Here is a 17,619-nt window from a genome sequence, read left to right as displayed (position 1 = left end):
ACCTATATCCATTGGTTTAATAACAAAAGAATTCATGGAACACTAGGCTATCTAAGCCCAATAGAATTCAAACTTGAACACCTTAAAAAAGTTGTCTAGTTTACTGTTGACTATCCAAAATGGCACCGTAGGTTACTAGAGCCCCTTTAGTCATATGTTTCGTATAGAATAAAAAAACCTCATCTGAAAACAGCCTAGGAGCATTCTCAGTGACATCTTTTTCAGTAAATCCATGTGGGATAGCATGACCTTCTTCTTTAAAAATTTTTGTAATTATCTCTACATGCTGTTGAGCTAAGTCTAAAGCATGCATCAATACTTTTTTGATTTCCTCATCTTCGACTTTAGCTATATAATACTTATAAACACATACAAACATGGTATCCGCTACATAATTTGCCCACAAACCACCCACTTCAGACGAAGTTAAACGAATATGATGATTTCCCATAAAAATACCTCCAGTTTAATAACTCTTGGTATTATCCCCATATAAAGGTAATTAATGAATTTTTTCTGTAGTTTCAAACAAGTTAATTGAATACCTAAAACCTTTGTAATTCTATAAAAAGAGCGTTATCCCAAATTAAAATAAGCGCTATATTGCTTAAATTCGATACCCAAGAAATATTCAATCCTTTCGAATAACTCTTTCTCTAAGTAAATATGGTACTGAGGATTTACTATTTATCAATCCCTTTGAATCCGTTATGTGTATGTACTCTTCTGCTTCCTGTGAATCCATCCATGTAATTTCTTCTATTTCATCTGGCATTGAAATCTTTATCTCGCCACCAATTATTTTCCCTCTAAAAGTAAAGAATATCGCGTGATGTCCTCTTTCTTCAAAAAAAGCTTCACCGACAGAAAAAACACCATTTATCTCCACATCTAAGCCTGTTTCTTCTTTTACTTCACGAATTGCTGCTTCCTCTAGTGTTTCTTCCGGTTCAACTGCTCCTCCAGGAAGGGTATAATAAGAAAAGGTGTCTCCTTTATTTTTAACCATTAATACATTCTCCTCCTGCTCATCAAAGAGAAGAACATATGTGACATCTACTCGTTTCATAATTAAAGTTCCCCCATTAAAGTATTAACCGTCCAAAGCAACTCTTAATTTGACCATATTATACCATCGCTCTCCACCATGTTGAGATTCAGACAGGCCATGGTTAACAAACCCCATTTTTTCATAAAAAGAAACTAATTCTTGTTTACATGTTAAAGAAATTCCTTCTCTTTCATTTTCTATGACAAGGTCTTCTATTTTCTTCATTAATATCTGCGCAACCCCTTTTTTTCTTGCCTGTTTAGACACAGCTAATCCTAAAATACTCTGATATCCGCCTTTTTTCGGATTCTCCTTGATTTTCTCAAAAAGATCGTCAGTAATGTATAGTTGATTCATAATAGGACCATTAATATAACCAAGGATTACTCCTTCCTTTTCTGCCACAATAAAGGTATCAGGTATCAGCTGAATCCTCTCCACAAAGGCCTCTTTCGTAGCAGCTTCTTCTATCGGAAAACCTTCATTCTCAATAAATAACAGCTTTGCTAAATCTATAGTTTGAACATTTCTTAAAGTAATCACCTTTCATATAAACTCCTTTGCTATTATTTTAATCCAATGTTTTTGTGTTTTATTGTTGCCCCTCCACATACCTTTTTATGGGAGGTGTTTTTAATGAGAGCAAGAAGCTTATTTGCATCCATCGGAATCTTTCTCGTTACTTTTGCCGTTTTAGCTTTTAAGGATGATTCACATATCTTTTACAATATTATTTGTTCGTTTGCAGGTCTTTTAATTTTAAGTCTGAGTCATAGATTCTTAAAATAAAAAGTAAAAAAACAAAACCTTAGACTACTGATGCAGCTATACAAATCAGTTTACTTACAAGAACTGTGATTAAGTCGCTTTTTTCATCAACTCATTAGGTCCAATATCTAAAATAAGCGCTTTTCCTTGTATCTGATAAGCGCTAAACTGTTGAAGAATATATTTTTTATAACAAAAATGTAGGCTGAAGAAACGAAAATACATTTGATCTAATTAAGTGTTCGTTCTTCGTTCGTTGAACAAGTTGAGATTTACGTTTCGGGCATAGCGAATTCCACAGTAATAGCACTACTGCATTCTTTAATACTCAGAAATATTTTATGAAGGATTTCTGACGCTCTATCATTTGATTCGTACTTCCCTAAATCTATATTCTCTTCATATGTCGAATTTCTGACAACACCTACTATTTTCTTTCCTTTTACCGAAACTTCATTTACTTTTATTAATCTTTGTTTATCTTGTGTGTAGATCCATAGCATAAAAAACATCCTTTTTTTATTTTCTGTTTCCTTTCATACTATTTACGGTATAACTTTATAAAAGTTTCACTTTTATTCACTATCTTGTCCGTTAATTAAAGGAGCATGGCATTGCTCATGTATAACTTTTCTAATGTTGAAGATTATTCCTTCAACTTACACTATCTTTTTTTAAAAAGGTAAGTTGATTTGAGTCTCAAATTATCTGCATATCCTCTTACATGTTCTACCTCTTTCACAGTAAATAGAACAAATAAACTGTTAACTAAATTAATTATATGATACACAATGCAACCTTTCGTTTAATTATGTGAATAAAGTTTTGAGCAAATTTCATTACTGACTTTCAATGCCGAAGTTCCTATTAATAAGATTGTTGAACATGTTGTTGTTAATTTCTTTTTTTTGTACTTTTCCATCGATCGATTCAGTAAACGAAGTATCCGTAAGAATGATGTTTCCTCGCTCTGTTAGTTTAGTCACTAATGGTTTCTTATTAAAACTTGAAGCAGGATGCTCTACTATTATGTTTTGTACTTCATTAAGTTCTGAGAGATCCATAACTACTTTTGTGGTATCAAAAGCATAACCAAGCTTCCACTCATCGTGCTTATGTTTTAACTTCATATAGAAAAAGTAATTACCATACTCAGTGTTGGCCTTTTCCACTCTGAATTCACCATTACTCGATTTAACTGTGTCCCCACTTAGTGGTACTGGTTTTAACGGTAAGTTTCCTCCGAATCCAGTATCGATCAAATATTGTTCATTATTGTAGGTTAACATTATCATTACATGTGTTCTTCCAGTTTTACTCCACTGTTGAACGATAGGATCATAGGTAACACCTCGAAGGAGGCTCGCGTTGAAACCATTTTCAACTAAGAATAAATAAAAAATAGAATTTAGCTCATAACACAGCCCACCTTCGTTACGATTAAGGATTTTATTTGCTAAATTCCCTTTTGTCATATCAGTTGTCTTTTTATTTATGACACACAAATTTTCAAAAGGGATTGTTCTAGCAGTCTTTTCAAGAATATTGTTCAAATTTTCAAATGTCACATTCTCAGTTTCTCGTATACCTATTCTATGACGAAACAGCATATTTAACTTGTTCATTTATCATTAATTCCCCTAATATCTAGAGTAACCTTATATTATAAAGGTTCTATTTACAGTATTGTATGGAAAAGGAATTCATGTCAACTTTAAGCAGCTTACCGATACATTTGGAAATAATAACTTTGCTTGGCTATCAATCATTCTCAACGTGTTGGTAGATTTATTCACTGGCTTTATATTTCTATAAACTAACTAAACTCCAAACTGTTTTAAATGATGGTCAAGGTGCTTGTATATTCCTTTTCCCCATTGCTCGGACGTGAGTTTACCAAAAAAAGGATGTGGATGTCTCGTACACTTCTCTGGACCATTATGTTGGAAAGTTATTATTTTTTGTTTCAGTCTTTCCTTCTCTGTTTCAAATTCTTGTGCATCTTCAATCAAGATGGTAGGAATTGTGGACATATTTTTGGCTAATGGCTTGTCGTTATAAATGATTGGTTTCACAAATTTTCCTATTACTATTCCTAACCAACCTCTCTCTGGAAAAGAATGTCCCATTGCAATGTCTTGAAAGGCTGAGCAATGTGCTAGCATTTGGGCAACATCCATTTTACCCCATTGTGGTATTGAATTTGGGCTTAATTTGTCAATACGGTTCAAAATTTCCTCAGAATGCAAGTGAATAAAAATATTTTTCATTTTGCCTCTCCCTTTTCCAATCTACTTCAATAACGCCTAAAAAAGCCATTTATTCTGATCTGTTTCAATAGATTTCAATTTAAACCAATATTTCAAAACAATAATAACATAATATCCCAATTTCATTTGAACATATTAATCATTTAAATAACCTTAGCTCAAAGCTTCTCGTTATTTTTAATATTGAAGCCTTGCACTATTAAAGCGCAAAGCATGTACTGACTTTATGACATCATATTTTTGTATTGCGAAGTTACATTAGGAATTAGTTTAGTCATTCTAGAATATATGTAGGTAAAAAGTGTAATTGGAGGGATTGTTATGGCTTTTGTTGCCATTTATACAGTGGGTAGATTAAACATCCAAATGAACATCCTTCCTCTCGTGAATTTTTTGAGGTCGGAAATGAAGTAATACGACAGGCTGCTAAAACTGGGGATCTCATAAAAGAATTTTCACCTAATAGAGTCCTTTACCCTGAGAAAACGATCAATGGAGGGGGCTCCCCTATTCTCACACTAACAGTATGGAAAAACCTTCAAACCTTACTTCGTTTTACTTATTCAGGTCAACATATGGAAGCTTTACGCCAAAGGAACAAGTGGTTTGGATCTATTCAAGAGAGACAACCTAATTATGTGGTGTGGTGGACGGATAAAGTAACAGATGTTTCATGTAAGGAGGCTTTCAAGAGATATGACTCTTATATTCTACAGGGACCAACTCCTTTTGCATTTGACTTTAAATCCGCATTTGATGAATTTGGGGAGAAGATCTTGCTTAAATAGGTGGGGTCAATTCTGCTCTGTGTAAGTAGCAGAGTATCCCCTTATTGATCAAACCCGACTGTCCTTTAAGTGCATGTTTTACACTTTCACATGAATATCCAGTTAAAAAACTTAATTCTTTTAGAACGAAGGCTACTTATTACTCTATTTCTATTTAGCTATAAATTAGTCTGTGGAAAGATTGTCAATCGCTCGAATAGCTAGCTCAAGCGCTTTAATTCTGCGTTCTAAAAGTGTTCTTTGGGAACTGCCTGCCTTTAACTTAGCATAACTGTTCTCAATTGATGGAAATAAGCCTGTAAGAACATTGCGTGCTTCTGCTAAATCTTCCAGGGTGAATTGATGAGGTTTTTGATTCCAAACGTTTTCCAGTATAGCTAAACCGATATTACTTGCTTTAAGTCGTTGCTTTACTAAGGTAGTATTGGCACCTTTCTGCGTCATCGTAGCCAAGGTTTTTTCTAGTTTTCTGATTGTCGATTGAAAGGATTTTATTGATTCCAATTTATCTTCATTTGATATGTTTTCCATGTTAGTTCGTCCTCCCTTATTTTGCTTGATCTTTCACAAACAACGAAGTCCTTTAAGAGTTTCTAGGAATCTGTCTTGTTATACAAAAAGTAACGGGTTAATTATTTATAAGGTGTTCTTTTGTCCAACAGTTTGAAAACCAATTAGAAATTAATGGCCTTTAATCACCAAACGCAAATATTATGTCTGTTTCGCAAACTACTTCTCCGTCAACTGTAGCTGTACCTTTGCCTTTTCCAATAGGACCTTTTAGTCGAGTGATTTCAACTTCAAGACGGAGTTGATCTCCTGGTTTCACTTGTTGTTTAAATCGACATTTATCTATACCTGCTAATAGCCCTAATCTTCCTTGATTTCCTTCTTTTGTTAACATCACAACTGCACTTACTTGTGCTAGAGCCTCTACAATTAATACACCTGGCATAACTGGATAATTAGGGAAGTGTCCGTTAAAAAATTCTTCATTCATCGTCACATTTTTTATACCAACTGCTCTTTTTCCTTCTTCTATTTCCAAAATTCTATCTACTAAAAGAAATGGATAACGATGTCTAATTACTTCCATAATTTCTTGAATATCTAACACCATTAAGCCCCCGTAACTATATTATTATTTATAAATCGTTTATTTTATTTTATCACTTGGTATTAATAGTTCATACTAAATTTTGAAATTTTTTTAATAGGACTTTTTCTTTGTACTTTATATACAGAAGCTAGTCTATATCAACTCATGCACCCGTTGCTTATTCACAAAACAAAAAAACACCCAGCTATTGGATGCTTCTAAATATCAAATAACCAAATTCAAAATTTCTTTTACCCATTCTGGATTTTCTTCTACCCCATATTTCAGACATAAACTTTTATGTATTTTTATAAATTCAGGGACTATACTTTTCATTACCTTTAGTATATCATTTGAATTTCTACTACAATGCCAACATTCCCTAGTTCTTCGCTCTCTGTTTCTTGTTAATCCTGTATTCCTCAAACACTTCATCTTTAATTACAATACGAAGGTCTATGTCCGAGTATAAGTCAGTGTTTTGATTTCCGATGGACCCTCCATAAAAAATAGCCAGAACATTACGATCATTTGTTAAATCTAACTTCATTGCTGAGATTAATTCTTGACGATGTTTTGGAATATCTAAGTCTCTTTCTTTAAATTTAGTTTCTAATCCCACACATTTTACACCAGCTCCTTAATTTTTTTCAAATGTATATATAGTAGCAAATTAAAGGGAATTCACAATATTGTTTATTCGGTCATGTATTGTAAGATGAGGGATTGGGAGATAAGGTTGTAGCTCTTTCAAGCTATGCTCATCCTCTTCTTCTCCGTTATTTTCAACTAGTAAACGATAACCATAGTCTGCAATTTCTTGTAAGCACCAGCGATATAAATAAAACTCAACTATTTCAGGATGAATGATCGTGTCAGGACGATTTTTCAAGTAAGTAGAAATGAATTGTTCGAAATCTAAAGGTTTACCATCAACCTCTAGGAAAAACATCAAATCTCTTTCAACAGGAGCAAACGCTATTTCTCCCCAATCGATAAAATAGAGTTTCTCATCTGGACCACGTAATATATTTGAAAAGTTAGGATCTCCATGAGTGATCGTTTGTTTAAATTGTCTCTGTGAGAATTGTTTTTGAACCGTTCTCATTTTTTCAAGTATAAACTCTAGGTCTTTTCTTTCTTTTATAAACAATGAAGCTGTTTCCCGTTTGCATTTATTTGAACTAAAATCTTGCTTTTCTGCTACATTTAGTAGATGTAAAATTATCTTCTCAAATGGGTTTTGAAACGTTTCTTTAGGTAATTGATCATTGTGAATACTGACGTTGTGAAAATCTGCCAAAGTCTTTGCAATTTGCTCTAAATGGCTGGTAAATTCACTTGTTTCATACAAAGATGTACCATGAATAAATGGATACAAAGAAATTAACATATTATCGAACGTAACAATGCTTTTTTGTTGTGATGTCTGGATTGGGGCAACAACGTAGTCTTTTTTATATTTGTATCTTAAATCTGAAACAGCTCTTATCGAATTGGAGAAATCTACGTGCTCATTAGATCTTTGAGCCTTTATAAAATAATGATTATGACGATTCGTTTTAATTGAATAGCAGTACCCACCTTCCCCTTTTGGAAAAAAGTTAATAGAGCATATACTTCCGATTTGGTAATTATCCTCTATCAACTGAGTTAAAACTTCGAGGTTCATTCCACTATCATCAAATTTCATGTGAGTTCCACCTCTTAAAAATTAATGTATAATTCAAAAACTACTTATCTCTAAATAAGAGGAAATTCCTACTTCAAAAAGGTATAAATTGAACATTTCTACTCGTTAGTGCAATCGAGAAAAACTACCAATAATGACACCCATATATTTAGCTCAACTACTCGATTGTGGAAGTTTTTATAGAACGAACGCGCCCATTATACAATAAGAAAGATAAATGCCATTTGATTTCAGCTTCAACACTTGCATCTAAAATGGCTATCTATCTTCAAACATAATTTTATTTAAAAGTTTGTAACACTGTACCTTGACCATTATCTGATTCAATTTCTGCGTAGGCTCCATTTACAAAGGTTATTTGTGGTGGAACATGACCGCAATCAATATCATATAAAATAGGTATTTGAAGCTCTTTTGTAAGTTCGTTATAAACATCTTCAACTGTATAATTTGTAACAGGTGTATTAGCTGAACTTCTACCAAACATAATGCCCGTACAATCCTCAAACCATCCAGCTAATTTCATTTGAACGAGGGACCTGCGCAAGTCAGTTGTTGATAATTCACAATTTTCAAGATACCAAATGACAGAATCTCCTTTCATATGATTCTCTTTAAAATGATGCACATCCCCATATGGTGTACCCACTAAATGTCTAATCGTGTCAATACATCCACCCAGTAATCTTCCCTGTATCTTAACTCTTTCGTTTACAGTTGATTTCCAGTAAGTTTGTTCTGTTAGATTGAATATATGAGGTGTAGGGTTGTCATGTTGCCATTCTGTCTGATACTTTTCTGATGAATGTTGAAGGATTGATTCATTCACCTTAGTTGACAAAACTGATTGCCACATTGCTGTCGTGTCATCAGAATACTCCCCTCTTAGATCCACTAAATTGGTTCCATGTGCTGTAGCAATACCCGTTTTCAATGTGATTGCTAACAGCAATAAACTTATATCAGAATAGCCTAATATCCACTTATTTTGTATAGTATCAAAGTCAATATATTCAAGTGTCTCAATAAGCAACTCCCCACCCCAAGGAGGAATAATAAGTTGAATATTTTCACTAATCATCATTTTATTAAATTCTTTTGCACGCTTTTTAGCAGATGAAGACTTTGCCTTATCCTGAGTCCATACAGTATCTCCACAGATGATGTTAAAACCTTTCTTTTCCATGCTTCTAAATGCAGAATTCAATAAGTGATGTAATTCTCTTGGAACTCCAGATGATGGTGCAGTTACCCCTATCGTAGCACCCTTTTCTAAAATAGGATATTTTATCATTTTTGCCATCCCCTAACTCTTTTCTAAATTTTAGCATTTTACAAGTTGTTAAAAACACATCTTCTTTTTTTTATACTAATCTGCTACGTTTCGTTAAGTGTAACATTTCACAAATAGGTTTTAATCAGGATTTTTGCTCTTACTGATTACTACACAATATGGTCTTATAAATAAAAAAGAGCGAGATGCTTATTCAAGAATGGCGCTTGATTTTAGGAAGTAGATTATTCAACTGCCTACATGCTTCAGAAGGAGGGTTTCGCTGCTTACCTCCTATACATTTTCAGTCTCATTAAACGAAAGTCGTTTAGTGGAGGAAGAATTATTCAAACATTAAAATGTTAAGGTCCTTATCACAACAGTGAACAAGCATTGAGTGTAATTGTCCCCTATGGTGATAAACGTGTGCTAAAATCTCTAATAACCACTCATATCTTGTGTAGGTCACCCCCCAATAGGAAGTAGTTTCAGAGATGAGTTTGTCATTAGATAATTTCCAATAATTATTTTTCAATGTATAAAAATTTGTAATTAAGCCTTCTTTTATCGAATCCAATGTATTATATGATACGCCTGCATAATAACTTATCATTTCTTCTTCTGATGCTTCATTGGAAATACGCCAATCAGCCTCAAAACAAAAGATTGATGCTTGTACCTAGGGACAACATGCATATGAAAGTGAGATAACTCGCTAAATACACCCTCATTTTGGCATATAGTTATCCCTTCAGGGTTGTACAGAATTTTTATTGCTTTTGCAATTAATCTTGATACTTGTATGATTGCATTTGCCGTTTCTTCATCAATATCCTCATAATGCACCTTGGGCAATATCATTACATGCCCTTCATTAAATGGATCGTGATCTAAAATGCAACATACATATTGATTTTCAAATATGACATTTACTTTTTCAATTTTATTAGCTAACCTGCAGCATAAACACATCTTACTTTTATCCATATTTACTCCCTTATCACTTTACCAAAACTAAAGAATCTAATGACTATATAGTTGATCTAAAATTTTCAACACTTAATAAAAACCTATATTCTCCTTAATTGGATAAAATCTCATATTGAACGAGGAGATTGGACTGTTGGAACAAAGATTCCCACGCAGCGTCAATTAGCAACGCGATTTAATGTAAATCGAAGTACCGTGCAACTTGCACTTGATGAATTAAAGGCGGATGGTTTGCTCGAATCAAAAATGGGATCAGGAGTATTTGTAGCCAATAATTCATGGAGTGTACTTTTGAATATAGCTCAACCGAATTGGCAGCAACACATTGAATCAAGTATTCATAAACCAAACTATCATACGATTCAACTTATCAATGAATACGAGCAAAGTGATCATATTATTCGTCTTGGAACAGGTGAATTATCCCCCCGAGTTACTCCCAACAAAACAAATTGAACAGTCGCTAAAACTGATTTCACTTGAATCAAAGGAAATTGGCTACTCATCACCACAAGGAAGTGAAAAGCTTCGAGGAATTTTATGTAGTTATTTAAAAAAACGAGGTATTCTAACAACGCCAGAGAACATTTTAATTGTTTCAGGGGCACTTCAAGCACTTCAATTAATTGCATTAGGATTATTATAAGAAGGATCCATTGTTTTCCAAGAGCAATCTTCATATTTGAATTCTGTGCACCCTTTTCAATCAGCCGGAATGCGTATGATTACTGTTTCAAGAAATGGAAATTTAACAGATAATCTTCGCGCACTTAAAAGAAAAAGACAATCTATATTTTATTGTGTACCAACATTACACAATCCGACAGGATATAATTGGTCGTTGGAAGAGAAGAAAAAACTATACAATGCGTGCAATGACCTACAAATCCCTATTATTGAGGATGATGTGTATTACGAACTGTTATTTGAAACATCTTCCCCTGCCATAAAATCATTTGATACATCAGGGCAAGTGCTTTATATCGGTAGTGTATCTAAAACGCTAAGTCCAGGATTACGGATTGGTTGGATTGTTGCACCTTCACCTGTCATTAAGCGATTAGCTGACATTAAAATGCAAACGGATTATGGTTCCAGTGCTTTTCTCAAGAAATCGTTCACACTGGATATCATCGGGGTTATATGAAAAGAACCTGATTAAACTTCGTGAACAACTGAAAAGAAGAGCTACATTTGTAGAAGAAATATTAGAACAGCAATTTCAAAAAATCACTACATGGAAAAAGTCTGATGGTGGTTTCTTTATATGGCTCAGGTTTCATGAGCCCATTGTAAATAAGGCTTTATTTCTAAATTTATTAAAACAAAATGTTTTAATCAACCCAGGTTATATTTATGAGTCAAGTGATTCACATCATATTCGCCTTTCCTATGCCTATGCATCATTGGAAGAATTAAAAAAAGGATTAAATATTTTATTAGAACTAGTCCAAAATTCTTATCTAAAATGAATTAGAGTATAACATCACCTAAATAGTTGAGTTAATTGGAGAGTGTGTAACTTTACTAAAAGGACATCTATGTAATTAGTTGTTCATCTCTAATCGGGTGCTTTTGTAGAAAAACGCAAAAAACTTTTTTACCACAAATCCTAATGTTATGCACTTGAGAGTTTGAAAAGAAAAGAACTAATTTAAATGAACAGGATCACCGTTTCATTAGGAAACGAGTACTCTCCATGCTGGGATTCAAGTCATTTCAAACAGCTACTTGTATATTAAATGGAGTTGAAGCCATGCATATGATGAAAAAAGGGCAAATCCACCAAGGGGTGAAGTCTGCCCAAAATCAAAAAGAATTCTTTCATAAACTGTTCGCGTTAGCTTCCTAAAACAGCAAATTAAAGAAAACTGACACTTTATGTTACTAGGGAGTAGTTTTTGCACCATAACTCATATAGTTAGTTTTACAACACGCTCTTTAAAGTTAAATATTCTTTCCATTACTTCCAATACATTCCTTATACCAATAAAAGGAATCCTTCTTATATCTTTCTAATGTTCCATCTCCATTGTCATCTTTATCTACATAGATAAAACCGTATCTTTTTTTCATCTCTCCAGTTCCAGCACTAACAAGATCAATACATCCCCATGGAGTGTACCCCATTATTTCCACACCATCTTCCAAAATAGCTTTTTTCATTTCTTCTACATGTCTTCTCAAATAATCAATCCGGTAAGGATCATATATGCTACCATCTTCCTCAATTGTATCAACTGCACCTAAGCCATTTTCTACAATAAATAGTGGAATCTGATACTTATCGTATAACCAGTTAAGCGTAATGCGAAGCCCGACTGGATCAATCTGCCACCCCCACTCACTTGCTGGTAAAAGAGGATTCTTGTAACCGCTAATCTCATTGCCCTGACTCTTATCCTGTTTTGTTGGATTAGCCATTGCGACAGAACTAGAGTAATAACTAAATCCAATGTAATCAACGGTTCCCTCTTTCAGAATTATCTCATCTTCTGGGAAAGTATTAATGACTAGTTGATTCTTTTGCAAAAATTTATAATAAGAATTAGGATACTTTCCTCGTACATGGACATCTAAAAACATGTATGCTTCTTGAAGTTTTTTTAGGTGTACCAATACATCGTCTGGATTACAAGTTGCAGAATAAGATGTAGGATGAAGAAACATGCATCCTATGACAAAATCAGGATTAATTTCTTTACCAAGTTTCACTGCATTTGCACTAGCTACTAGCATATAGTGAGCAGCCTGGTATTCTGTTTGTAGTTTGTTTTCTTGTTCTGCGAATTTAATTCCTCCAGGTTTCCAAGGTTTTCGAACAATCATATTGATTTCATTGAAAGTCATCCAGTACTTAACTTTCTTTTCATATCTAGTAAATACCGTCTGGCAATAGTTAAGATAGAAATCAATGAGTTTTCTATTTCTCCAACCACCGTATTCTGTTACTAAATGATACGGCATCTCAAAATGAGATATTGTAACGACTGGTTGAATTCCATATTGAAGACAAGTGTCAAACATCTCATCGTAAAACTTTAGCCCTTCCTCATTCGGCTCTTCCTCATCCCCGTTTGGAAATATCCTGGTCCATGCGATACTGGTTCGAAAGCATCGAAATCCCATTTCATGGAACAATTTGATATCTTCCTTAAACCTAGAATAAAAATCACTTGCCTCATGACTTGGATAGTAGACATCTGGTACAATTCCATCAGTAATTTCTCGTTCTACTCCAAGGGCTCCAGCAGTCATTACATCAATGACACTGATCCCCTTACCTCCTTTATTCCAACCTCCTTCTACCTGGTTAGCAGCCACTGCTCCGCCCCATAGAAAATCATCTGCTAGTCTACTCATGAATTCTCCCTTCTAGGCTTGAATCGTTAACAATGCCTCGTCTTTCATCACTCGATTGGCTGGTACTCGATTTACCCTTTGGTATTTCTGTGTGTTAGAAATAATAATCGGAACTACAGTAGAATATCCTGCTGCTTTAATTGCTTCCTTATCGAATTCTATAAGCAGGTATCCCTTTTTTACTTCCTGGCCTTGTATTACATGTGGAGTAAAATATTTACCTTTTAACTGTACGGTATCTAACCCAATATGAATTAACATTTCAACTCCATCAGCTGATACTAAACCTATAGCGTGATTGGTTGGAAATAATGACTGTACAATTCCATTAAATGGTGAATAAACTTTTCCATCTTCTGATTCAATTGCAGCCCCATCACCTAACATTTTTTCTGCAAATGTAGCATCTTCTACTTTAGATAAATCTAATACAATTCCATTCATAGGAGAATTAATTATAGTTTTTCTATCCGAACCAGTTTCTTTATACATTTCTTCAAGTGTATTTATTTCCTCAACTGTTGTTTTACCTGTTGCCGTGTTACTTCCCGATACAATTTCTGGTACATCTTCTTCACCTATACCAAAGATTAATACCCCTATTAATGCCCAAGAAATACTGATACCTACCCCGATTAGAATATGAATATAGCTGTCGGCAATGTATGTCGGAAGCGCTAACAATCCTGGTAAAACTAAAGCTGTTGCTCCGCCACCCCAAAAATTAATATAGGCAGCACCAACACCTCCAGCTAAACAAGCACATATAAAAGGTTTCTTGTATTTTAAGTTATATCCAAATATAGCTGGTTCTGTAATTCCAAATAATGCAGTCCCACCACTGCTTAATGCACCTGACTTATTCATTTTATTTTTTAATAGCATGAATACTCCAAGGCATGCTCCTGCTTGAGCTAGATTTCCAGTTAAATTTGCAGGTGAAATGACAGAATAACCATATTCCGCAATGAGCTGACTATTAATTGGTGTAATGGCATAATGCATACCGAATAAGATTAGTACTGGTCTAATTGTTCCAAATAAGAAAGAGCCAATAACACCATTGACAGTATAGAGATAAGTTACAACTTTTGCTACACTACTACCAATATATGTTCCAAAAGGTCCAATAACGATTAATCCCAGCGGAACCATAATAAACAACACAAACATAGGTACAAACAATATTTTAAACAAATCTGGAATCCGTTTATCTACAAATCGATAAACATAACTCATTACCCAAACAGAGAGAATAATAGGAATGATTGTAGATTTATAGTTTACAAGCAGGACAGGTAGCCCCAAAAAGCTTAGGCTACTAATCCCTGTTTTTGCCGCATTTATCGCTCCGTCCATGATCGTTGGATACATATAAGCTCCTGCTAAGGCAACAGCCAGATACTCATTTGTTTTAAATTTCTTTGCTGCACTAACAGCAAGAAAGAAAGGGAAGAAATAAAAAATCAAGTCACTAATTAAGTTAAATACTTGATAAGCCCCACTGGTTGTCTTAATTAAGCCCATAGCTAGCAGAATTGAAAATATTGACTTTACCATACCACAGCCTATTAATACGGGGATAACCGGTCCAAATACACCAGCAATTGTTTCTACAACTTTTGAAATAAGATTTTTCTTCCTTTTTACCTCTTTAACTTCTATGTTGTTTTGCTCCAAATCAATCATTTCGCTGATAGCATCAAATACAGCTTTTACTTTTGCACCAATAATAATTTGCAACTGGCCATTGCTAAACTGTGCTTTTAAAACTCCTTCTAACCTATCAAGCGTTTTCAAGTTAACTGAAGTTTCATCCTGTACATTAATTCTCAATCTTGTAGCACAATGTGTTATATATGTGATGTTTTTTCCGCCTACAATTTCTAATATTTGCTTTGCTAACCCCTCCATGTTCATAACTTATCTCCCCCCCTTTTTTTATCTATTTTCTTATTTGCCTCCGGCAAAATTGTATAACATTCTTTCACGAAGGACTGCTGTATCTTTACCAAATATTTCTGCAATCTTATATGCAAATGGATAAGGTGTTGCTGGTCCCTGGCTTGTAACAAGATTCTGATCAGCTACAACAACTTCTTCTTCAAAAATGCCCCCAATTAGCTTTTCTGCATAACCCGTATACCCTGTTACCCTTTTACCTTCTATTACCCCGGCATCAGATAGAACTGTAGTACCCGAACACATAGCACCTATATATTTATTTTGATCATTAAAGTATTGCACCATTTTTATAACTTCAGGATTTTCTTTTAAGTTCTGGCCCCCAGGACGTCCACCTGGCAAAACGATCATGTCATACTCTTTTACTTCTTCGCCAAAAGCTTTATCACCCTCAACATACATACCGTGCATTCCTTTTACGAGCTTCTCGCCAAAATAGAATGTATCGCATGTAATCTCCGCTCTCCTTAAGATATCTACTATAGTTAATGTCTCACTCTCTTCATAACCTTCTGCCATCAACACCGCTATCTTAACCATGATTCTCCTCCTTTTCAGCATCAAACGCATTAAAATATACCATACGATTTTTTACAGCTAAACTATCTCTGCCAAGTACATCTACCAATTTATATGCAAATGCATAAGCGGTTGCAGGTCCACGACTGGTAACTAAATTACCATCTACCACAACAATATCCTCTTTAAAAGTCCCTGTTGTTTCTATCTTTTGATCATATCCTACATACGCTGTAAAATTTTTGTTTTCTAATACACCAGCTTTCCCTAAAACAATTGGCGCGGCACACATGGCAGATACAAACTTGCCATCACGATTCATCTCTTGTAACAACTTTATTACTCTATTATCATCTAGTAGATTTGTAGCTCCTGGTAATCCGCCCGGAAGAACAATCATATCGTATTCTTTTACATCATCACTGATGATTGCATCTGCCTTTACTACGATGTCATGACCGCCCCGAACCATATCACCTCCTGTACTTATCATGTGACACTCAATATTGGCTCTTCTTAAGATATCCACTATAGTTAGTGTCTCACCTTCTTCAAATCCTTCTGCTAAAATAACTGCGACTTTACTCATGTTCACCATCCTCCTACTTGATTAAAGTGTTAGCTGTTTTACTTTTTCCATTCTGCACTTTGTCATATCCTTTGGTACATTGAAAAATGTCATTTTGAGTAAAACAAGCCTTAACATATTCATAGTTTAACAAGTATAGATTCAACAAAAAAGCACATGATAATTTCATATATGTAAAAAAAAGTTGCAGTTCATGGTTCTTTTTAGTTTAAATATTACTTTACATAATCTACTCTCTATGTTAAGTTGACACAATAAAGTAACGGAGGACCTTATGCTAAACAATTACAAGTATTTTCTTGTTCTTGCTGAAGAATTGAATATATCTAGAGCAGCCAAGCGGCTCTTCATCTCTCATCAAAACTTGAGCAAATATCTTAAAGGGTTAGAAGAAAAATATGGCGTTACTTTTTTTGAAAGGAAGCCAAAATTTGTATTAACTCCTGCAGGTAAAATCATGTTAGACACTCTTCGTCAAATAGAGCTTTCTGAACAAAATTTAGAAAATCAACTCATAGACATAAAAGAAGCCAAATCAGGTACCATTCGTTTTGGTATTACCGAAGGTCGTTATCCAATCTTAGTTCCTAAACTATTAAAAGAATTTCATAGCCTTCATCCTAAAGTTAATTTAGTTATTCACCGTGCAACCTCGCCGCAGATGCAGGAAATGGTACTAAATAATTCCCTTGATTTATGCCTATCCGGTATAACTAATTTAGTGACACATGAATTAAAGTACGAGATAGTCATCAATGAGCATATGTACATTGTAATTTCTGACAACCTACTAAAGCAATATTTTCCAAGTAGCTACCCAGAGTGTAAAGAGACTTTTGCCAAAGGTGCAGACTTACATTTATTTCAGCAAGTCCCTTTCGTTCTTAATAAGAAAAACTTTAATTCTCGTATTCTTATGGATAAACATCTATCTGAAAAGGGAATATCTTTGAATTGCATTAATGAGTTGACTCAGCCTGATATACATCACCTTTTATGTGCAGAAGACTATGCTGCTAGTTTTTGTTTAACCATGTACTTGACTGGAATCAACCAACTTAATAAGTTTCATTACACCAACTCTCATTTGAATGTATTCCCAATTGCGGACTTTAAATCAATCAATCCTCTTGGCTTGATTTATCATAAAAACAAAAAATTTCCATCTTATGCTAAAGATTTGAAAGTACTTATTAAACGATTCTGCAGTCCATATTCCACTCTTATTGAAAAATAAAAACATCGTAGCAA

General features: G+C 34.2%; 20 protein-coding genes and 2 pseudogenes. 6 read left to right on the top strand and 16 right to left on the bottom strand.

Annotated features, from left to right (window positions below; all coding sequences use genetic code 11):
* The first annotated feature begins 6 nt into the window (after nt 1–6).
* The gene (locus tag LC095_RS27340; RefSeq protein ID WP_226529800.1) at nt 7–99 is read left to right on the top strand and encodes an IS3 family transposase; all 93 of its coding nucleotides are present in this window, start codon (nt 7–9) and stop codon (nt 97–99) included.
* A gap of 1 nt (nt 100) precedes the next feature.
* Here the strand turns inward: LC095_RS27340 and LC095_RS25110 are convergent, their stop codons facing one another.
* The 3 genes from LC095_RS25110 to LC095_RS25100 form a co-directional block, all read right to left on the bottom strand.
* Complete coding sequence (locus tag LC095_RS25110) at nt 101–451, bottom strand: DUF3231 family protein (protein WP_226530686.1); 351 nt, start codon at nt 449–451, stop codon at nt 101–103.
* A gap of 180 nt (nt 452–631) precedes the next feature.
* A complete protein-coding gene (locus tag LC095_RS25105; RefSeq protein WP_226530685.1) occupies nt 632–1,069 on the bottom strand; it encodes an NUDIX hydrolase in 438 nt (145 codons plus the stop codon).
* 24 nt (nt 1,070–1,093) lie between these two features.
* On the bottom strand, nt 1,094–1,594 hold the full coding sequence (locus LC095_RS25100; RefSeq protein WP_226530684.1) for a GNAT family N-acetyltransferase: 501 nt from the start codon (nt 1,592–1,594) through the stop codon (nt 1,094–1,096).
* Between the two features lie 93 nt (nt 1,595–1,687).
* Here LC095_RS25100 and LC095_RS25095 point away from each other — a divergent pair, with 93 nt between their 5' ends.
* Nucleotides 1,688–1,840 carry a hypothetical protein gene (locus LC095_RS25095; RefSeq protein ID WP_226530683.1) on the top strand — a complete coding sequence of 51 codons (153 nt, stop codon included), beginning with the start codon at nt 1,688–1,690 and terminating at the stop codon, nt 1,838–1,840.
* A 251-nt stretch (nt 1,841–2,091) separates the two neighbouring features.
* Here the strand turns inward: LC095_RS25095 and LC095_RS25090 are convergent, their stop codons facing one another.
* The 3 genes from LC095_RS25090 to LC095_RS25080 all read right to left on the bottom strand — a co-directional run bounded on the left by LC095_RS25090 (nt 2,092) and on the right by LC095_RS25080 (nt 4,089).
* A complete protein-coding gene (locus tag LC095_RS25090) occupies nt 2,092–2,322 on the bottom strand; it encodes a hypothetical protein (protein WP_226530682.1) in 231 nt (76 codons plus the stop codon).
* A 336-nt stretch (nt 2,323–2,658) separates the two neighbouring features.
* A complete protein-coding gene (locus LC095_RS25085) occupies nt 2,659–3,444 on the bottom strand; it encodes an arylamine N-acetyltransferase family protein (RefSeq protein WP_226530681.1) in 786 nt (261 codons plus the stop codon).
* 195 nt (nt 3,445–3,639) lie between these two features.
* Nucleotides 3,640–4,089 carry a DUF1569 domain-containing protein gene (locus LC095_RS25080; protein WP_226530680.1) on the bottom strand — a complete coding sequence of 150 codons (450 nt, stop codon included), beginning with the start codon at nt 4,087–4,089 and terminating at the stop codon, nt 3,640–3,642.
* 353 nt (nt 4,090–4,442) lie between these two features.
* Here LC095_RS25080 and LC095_RS25075 point away from each other — a divergent pair, with 353 nt between their 5' ends.
* Nucleotides 4,443–4,877 carry a DUF3291 domain-containing protein gene (locus LC095_RS25075; RefSeq protein WP_226530690.1) on the top strand — a complete coding sequence of 145 codons (435 nt, stop codon included), beginning with the start codon at nt 4,443–4,445 and terminating at the stop codon, nt 4,875–4,877.
* Nucleotides 4,878–5,042: 165 nt separating this feature from the next.
* Here the strand turns inward: LC095_RS25075 and LC095_RS25070 are convergent, their stop codons facing one another.
* The 6 genes from LC095_RS25070 to LC095_RS25045 form a co-directional block, all read right to left on the bottom strand.
* Entirely contained in the window at nt 5,043–5,408 is a 366-nt protein-coding gene (locus tag LC095_RS25070; RefSeq protein ID WP_226530679.1) for a hypothetical protein, read from the bottom strand.
* A 160-nt stretch (nt 5,409–5,568) separates the two neighbouring features.
* Entirely contained in the window at nt 5,569–5,994 is a 426-nt protein-coding gene (fabZ, locus tag LC095_RS25065) for a 3-hydroxyacyl-ACP dehydratase FabZ (RefSeq protein WP_226530678.1), read from the bottom strand.
* Nucleotides 5,995–6,358: 364 nt separating this feature from the next.
* Nucleotides 6,359–6,598 carry a hypothetical protein gene (locus LC095_RS25060; protein WP_226530677.1) on the bottom strand — a complete coding sequence of 80 codons (240 nt, stop codon included), beginning with the start codon at nt 6,596–6,598 and terminating at the stop codon, nt 6,359–6,361.
* Between the two features lie 51 nt (nt 6,599–6,649).
* Nucleotides 6,650–7,669, bottom strand: a complete 1,020-nt coding sequence (locus tag LC095_RS25055) for a phosphotransferase (protein WP_226530676.1) — start codon at nt 7,667–7,669, stop codon at nt 6,650–6,652.
* A 280-nt stretch (nt 7,670–7,949) separates the two neighbouring features.
* Nucleotides 7,950–8,963 (bottom strand): S66 peptidase family protein, encoded by a 1,014-nt coding sequence (locus LC095_RS25050; protein WP_226530675.1) that lies wholly within the window; start codon nt 8,961–8,963, stop codon nt 7,950–7,952.
* A gap of 588 nt (nt 8,964–9,551) precedes the next feature.
* Nucleotides 9,552–9,929: an HIT family protein gene (locus tag LC095_RS25045; protein ID WP_226530674.1), complete on the bottom strand. Its 378-nt coding sequence runs from the start codon at nt 9,927–9,929 to the stop codon at nt 9,552–9,554.
* Between the two features lie 75 nt (nt 9,930–10,004).
* Here LC095_RS25045 and LC095_RS25040 point away from each other — a divergent pair.
* Together LC095_RS25040 and LC095_RS25035 are read left to right on the top strand one after the other, a co-directional pair.
* Nucleotides 10,005–11,404, top strand: a pseudogene (locus LC095_RS25040) (PLP-dependent aminotransferase family protein).
* 179 nt (nt 11,405–11,583) lie between these two features.
* A pseudogene (locus tag LC095_RS25035) lies at nt 11,584–11,784 on the top strand (DDE-type integrase/transposase/recombinase); the annotation flags it as partial.
* 95 nt (nt 11,785–11,879) lie between these two features.
* Here LC095_RS25035 and LC095_RS25030 read toward each other — a convergent pair.
* Genes LC095_RS25030 through LC095_RS25015 form a run of 4 tightly spaced genes read right to left on the bottom strand, consistent with a single transcriptional unit; the run spans nt 11,880 to nt 16,368 of the window.
* Nucleotides 11,880–13,295, bottom strand: a complete 1,416-nt coding sequence (locus LC095_RS25030; protein WP_226530673.1) for a 6-phospho-beta-glucosidase — start codon at nt 13,293–13,295, stop codon at nt 11,880–11,882.
* 12 nt (nt 13,296–13,307) lie between these two features.
* Nucleotides 13,308–15,215 carry a beta-glucoside-specific PTS transporter subunit IIABC gene (locus LC095_RS25025; RefSeq protein WP_226530672.1) on the bottom strand — a complete coding sequence of 636 codons (1,908 nt, stop codon included), beginning with the start codon at nt 15,213–15,215 and terminating at the stop codon, nt 13,308–13,310.
* Nucleotides 15,216–15,248: 33 nt separating this feature from the next.
* On the bottom strand, nt 15,249–15,800 hold the full coding sequence (locus LC095_RS25020; protein ID WP_226530671.1) for a DJ-1 family glyoxalase III: 552 nt from the start codon (nt 15,798–15,800) through the stop codon (nt 15,249–15,251).
* Nucleotides 15,793–16,368, bottom strand: coding sequence for a DJ-1 family glyoxalase III (locus LC095_RS25015; protein ID WP_226530670.1), 576 nt, complete (start codon nt 16,366–16,368; stop codon nt 15,793–15,795). Before LC095_RS25015 ends, LC095_RS25020 begins: the two co-directional genes overlap by 8 nt.
* 274 nt (nt 16,369–16,642) lie before the next feature.
* Here LC095_RS25015 and LC095_RS25010 point away from each other — a divergent pair, with 274 nt between their 5' ends.
* Nucleotides 16,643–17,605 carry a LysR family transcriptional regulator gene (locus LC095_RS25010; RefSeq protein WP_226530669.1) on the top strand — a complete coding sequence of 321 codons (963 nt, stop codon included), beginning with the start codon at nt 16,643–16,645 and terminating at the stop codon, nt 17,603–17,605.
* Nucleotides 17,606–17,619: the final 14 nt, after the last annotated feature.

Origin of the sequence: Metabacillus niabensis (genome assembly GCF_020524345.1) — a bacterium.
Classification (GTDB): Bacteria; Bacillota; Bacilli; order Bacillales; family Bacillaceae; genus Metabacillus; species Metabacillus niabensis_B.
The sequence above is the reverse complement of the archived record's forward strand: the minus strand, read 5'-3'. Positions and strand labels throughout refer to the sequence as shown.

Coding starts and splice junctions, on each gene's coding strand:
- LC095_RS25110 (WP_226530686.1), bottom strand. CDS start 451: ATGGGAAATCATCATATTCGTTTAACTTCGTCTGAAGTGGGTGGTTTG.
- LC095_RS25105 (WP_226530685.1), bottom strand. CDS start 1,069: ATGAAACGAGTAGATGTCACATATGTTCTTCTCTTTGATGAGCAGGAG.
- LC095_RS25095 (WP_226530683.1), top strand. CDS start 1,688: ATGAGAGCAAGAAGCTTATTTGCATCCATCGGAATCTTTCTCGTTACT.
- LC095_RS25090 (WP_226530682.1), bottom strand. CDS start 2,322: ATGCTATGGATCTACACACAAGATAAACAAAGATTAATAAAAGTAAAT.
- LC095_RS25085 (WP_226530681.1), bottom strand. CDS start 3,444: ATGAACAAGTTAAATATGCTGTTTCGTCATAGAATAGGTATACGAGAA.
- LC095_RS25080 (WP_226530680.1), bottom strand. CDS start 4,089: ATGAAAAATATTTTTATTCACTTGCATTCTGAGGAAATTTTGAACCGT.
- LC095_RS25070 (WP_226530679.1), bottom strand. CDS start 5,408: ATGGAAAACATATCAAATGAAGATAAATTGGAATCAATAAAATCCTTT.
- LC095_RS25055 (WP_226530676.1), bottom strand. CDS start 7,669: ATGAAATTTGATGATAGTGGAATGAACCTCGAAGTTTTAACTCAGTTG.
- LC095_RS25050 (WP_226530675.1), bottom strand. CDS start 8,963: ATGATAAAATATCCTATTTTAGAAAAGGGTGCTACGATAGGGGTAACT.
- LC095_RS25045 (WP_226530674.1), bottom strand. CDS start 9,929: ATGGATAAAAGTAAGATGTGTTTATGCTGCAGGTTAGCTAATAAAATT.
- LC095_RS25030 (WP_226530673.1), bottom strand. CDS start 13,295: ATGAGTAGACTAGCAGATGATTTTCTATGGGGCGGAGCAGTGGCTGCT.
- LC095_RS25025 (WP_226530672.1), bottom strand. CDS start 15,215: ATGAACATGGAGGGGTTAGCAAAGCAAATATTAGAAATTGTAGGCGGA.
- LC095_RS25020 (WP_226530671.1), bottom strand. CDS start 15,800: ATGGTTAAGATAGCGGTGTTGATGGCAGAAGGTTATGAAGAGAGTGAG.
- LC095_RS25015 (WP_226530670.1), bottom strand. CDS start 16,368: ATGAGTAAAGTCGCAGTTATTTTAGCAGAAGGATTTGAAGAAGGTGAG.
- LC095_RS25010 (WP_226530669.1), top strand. CDS start 16,643: ATGCTAAACAATTACAAGTATTTTCTTGTTCTTGCTGAAGAATTGAAT.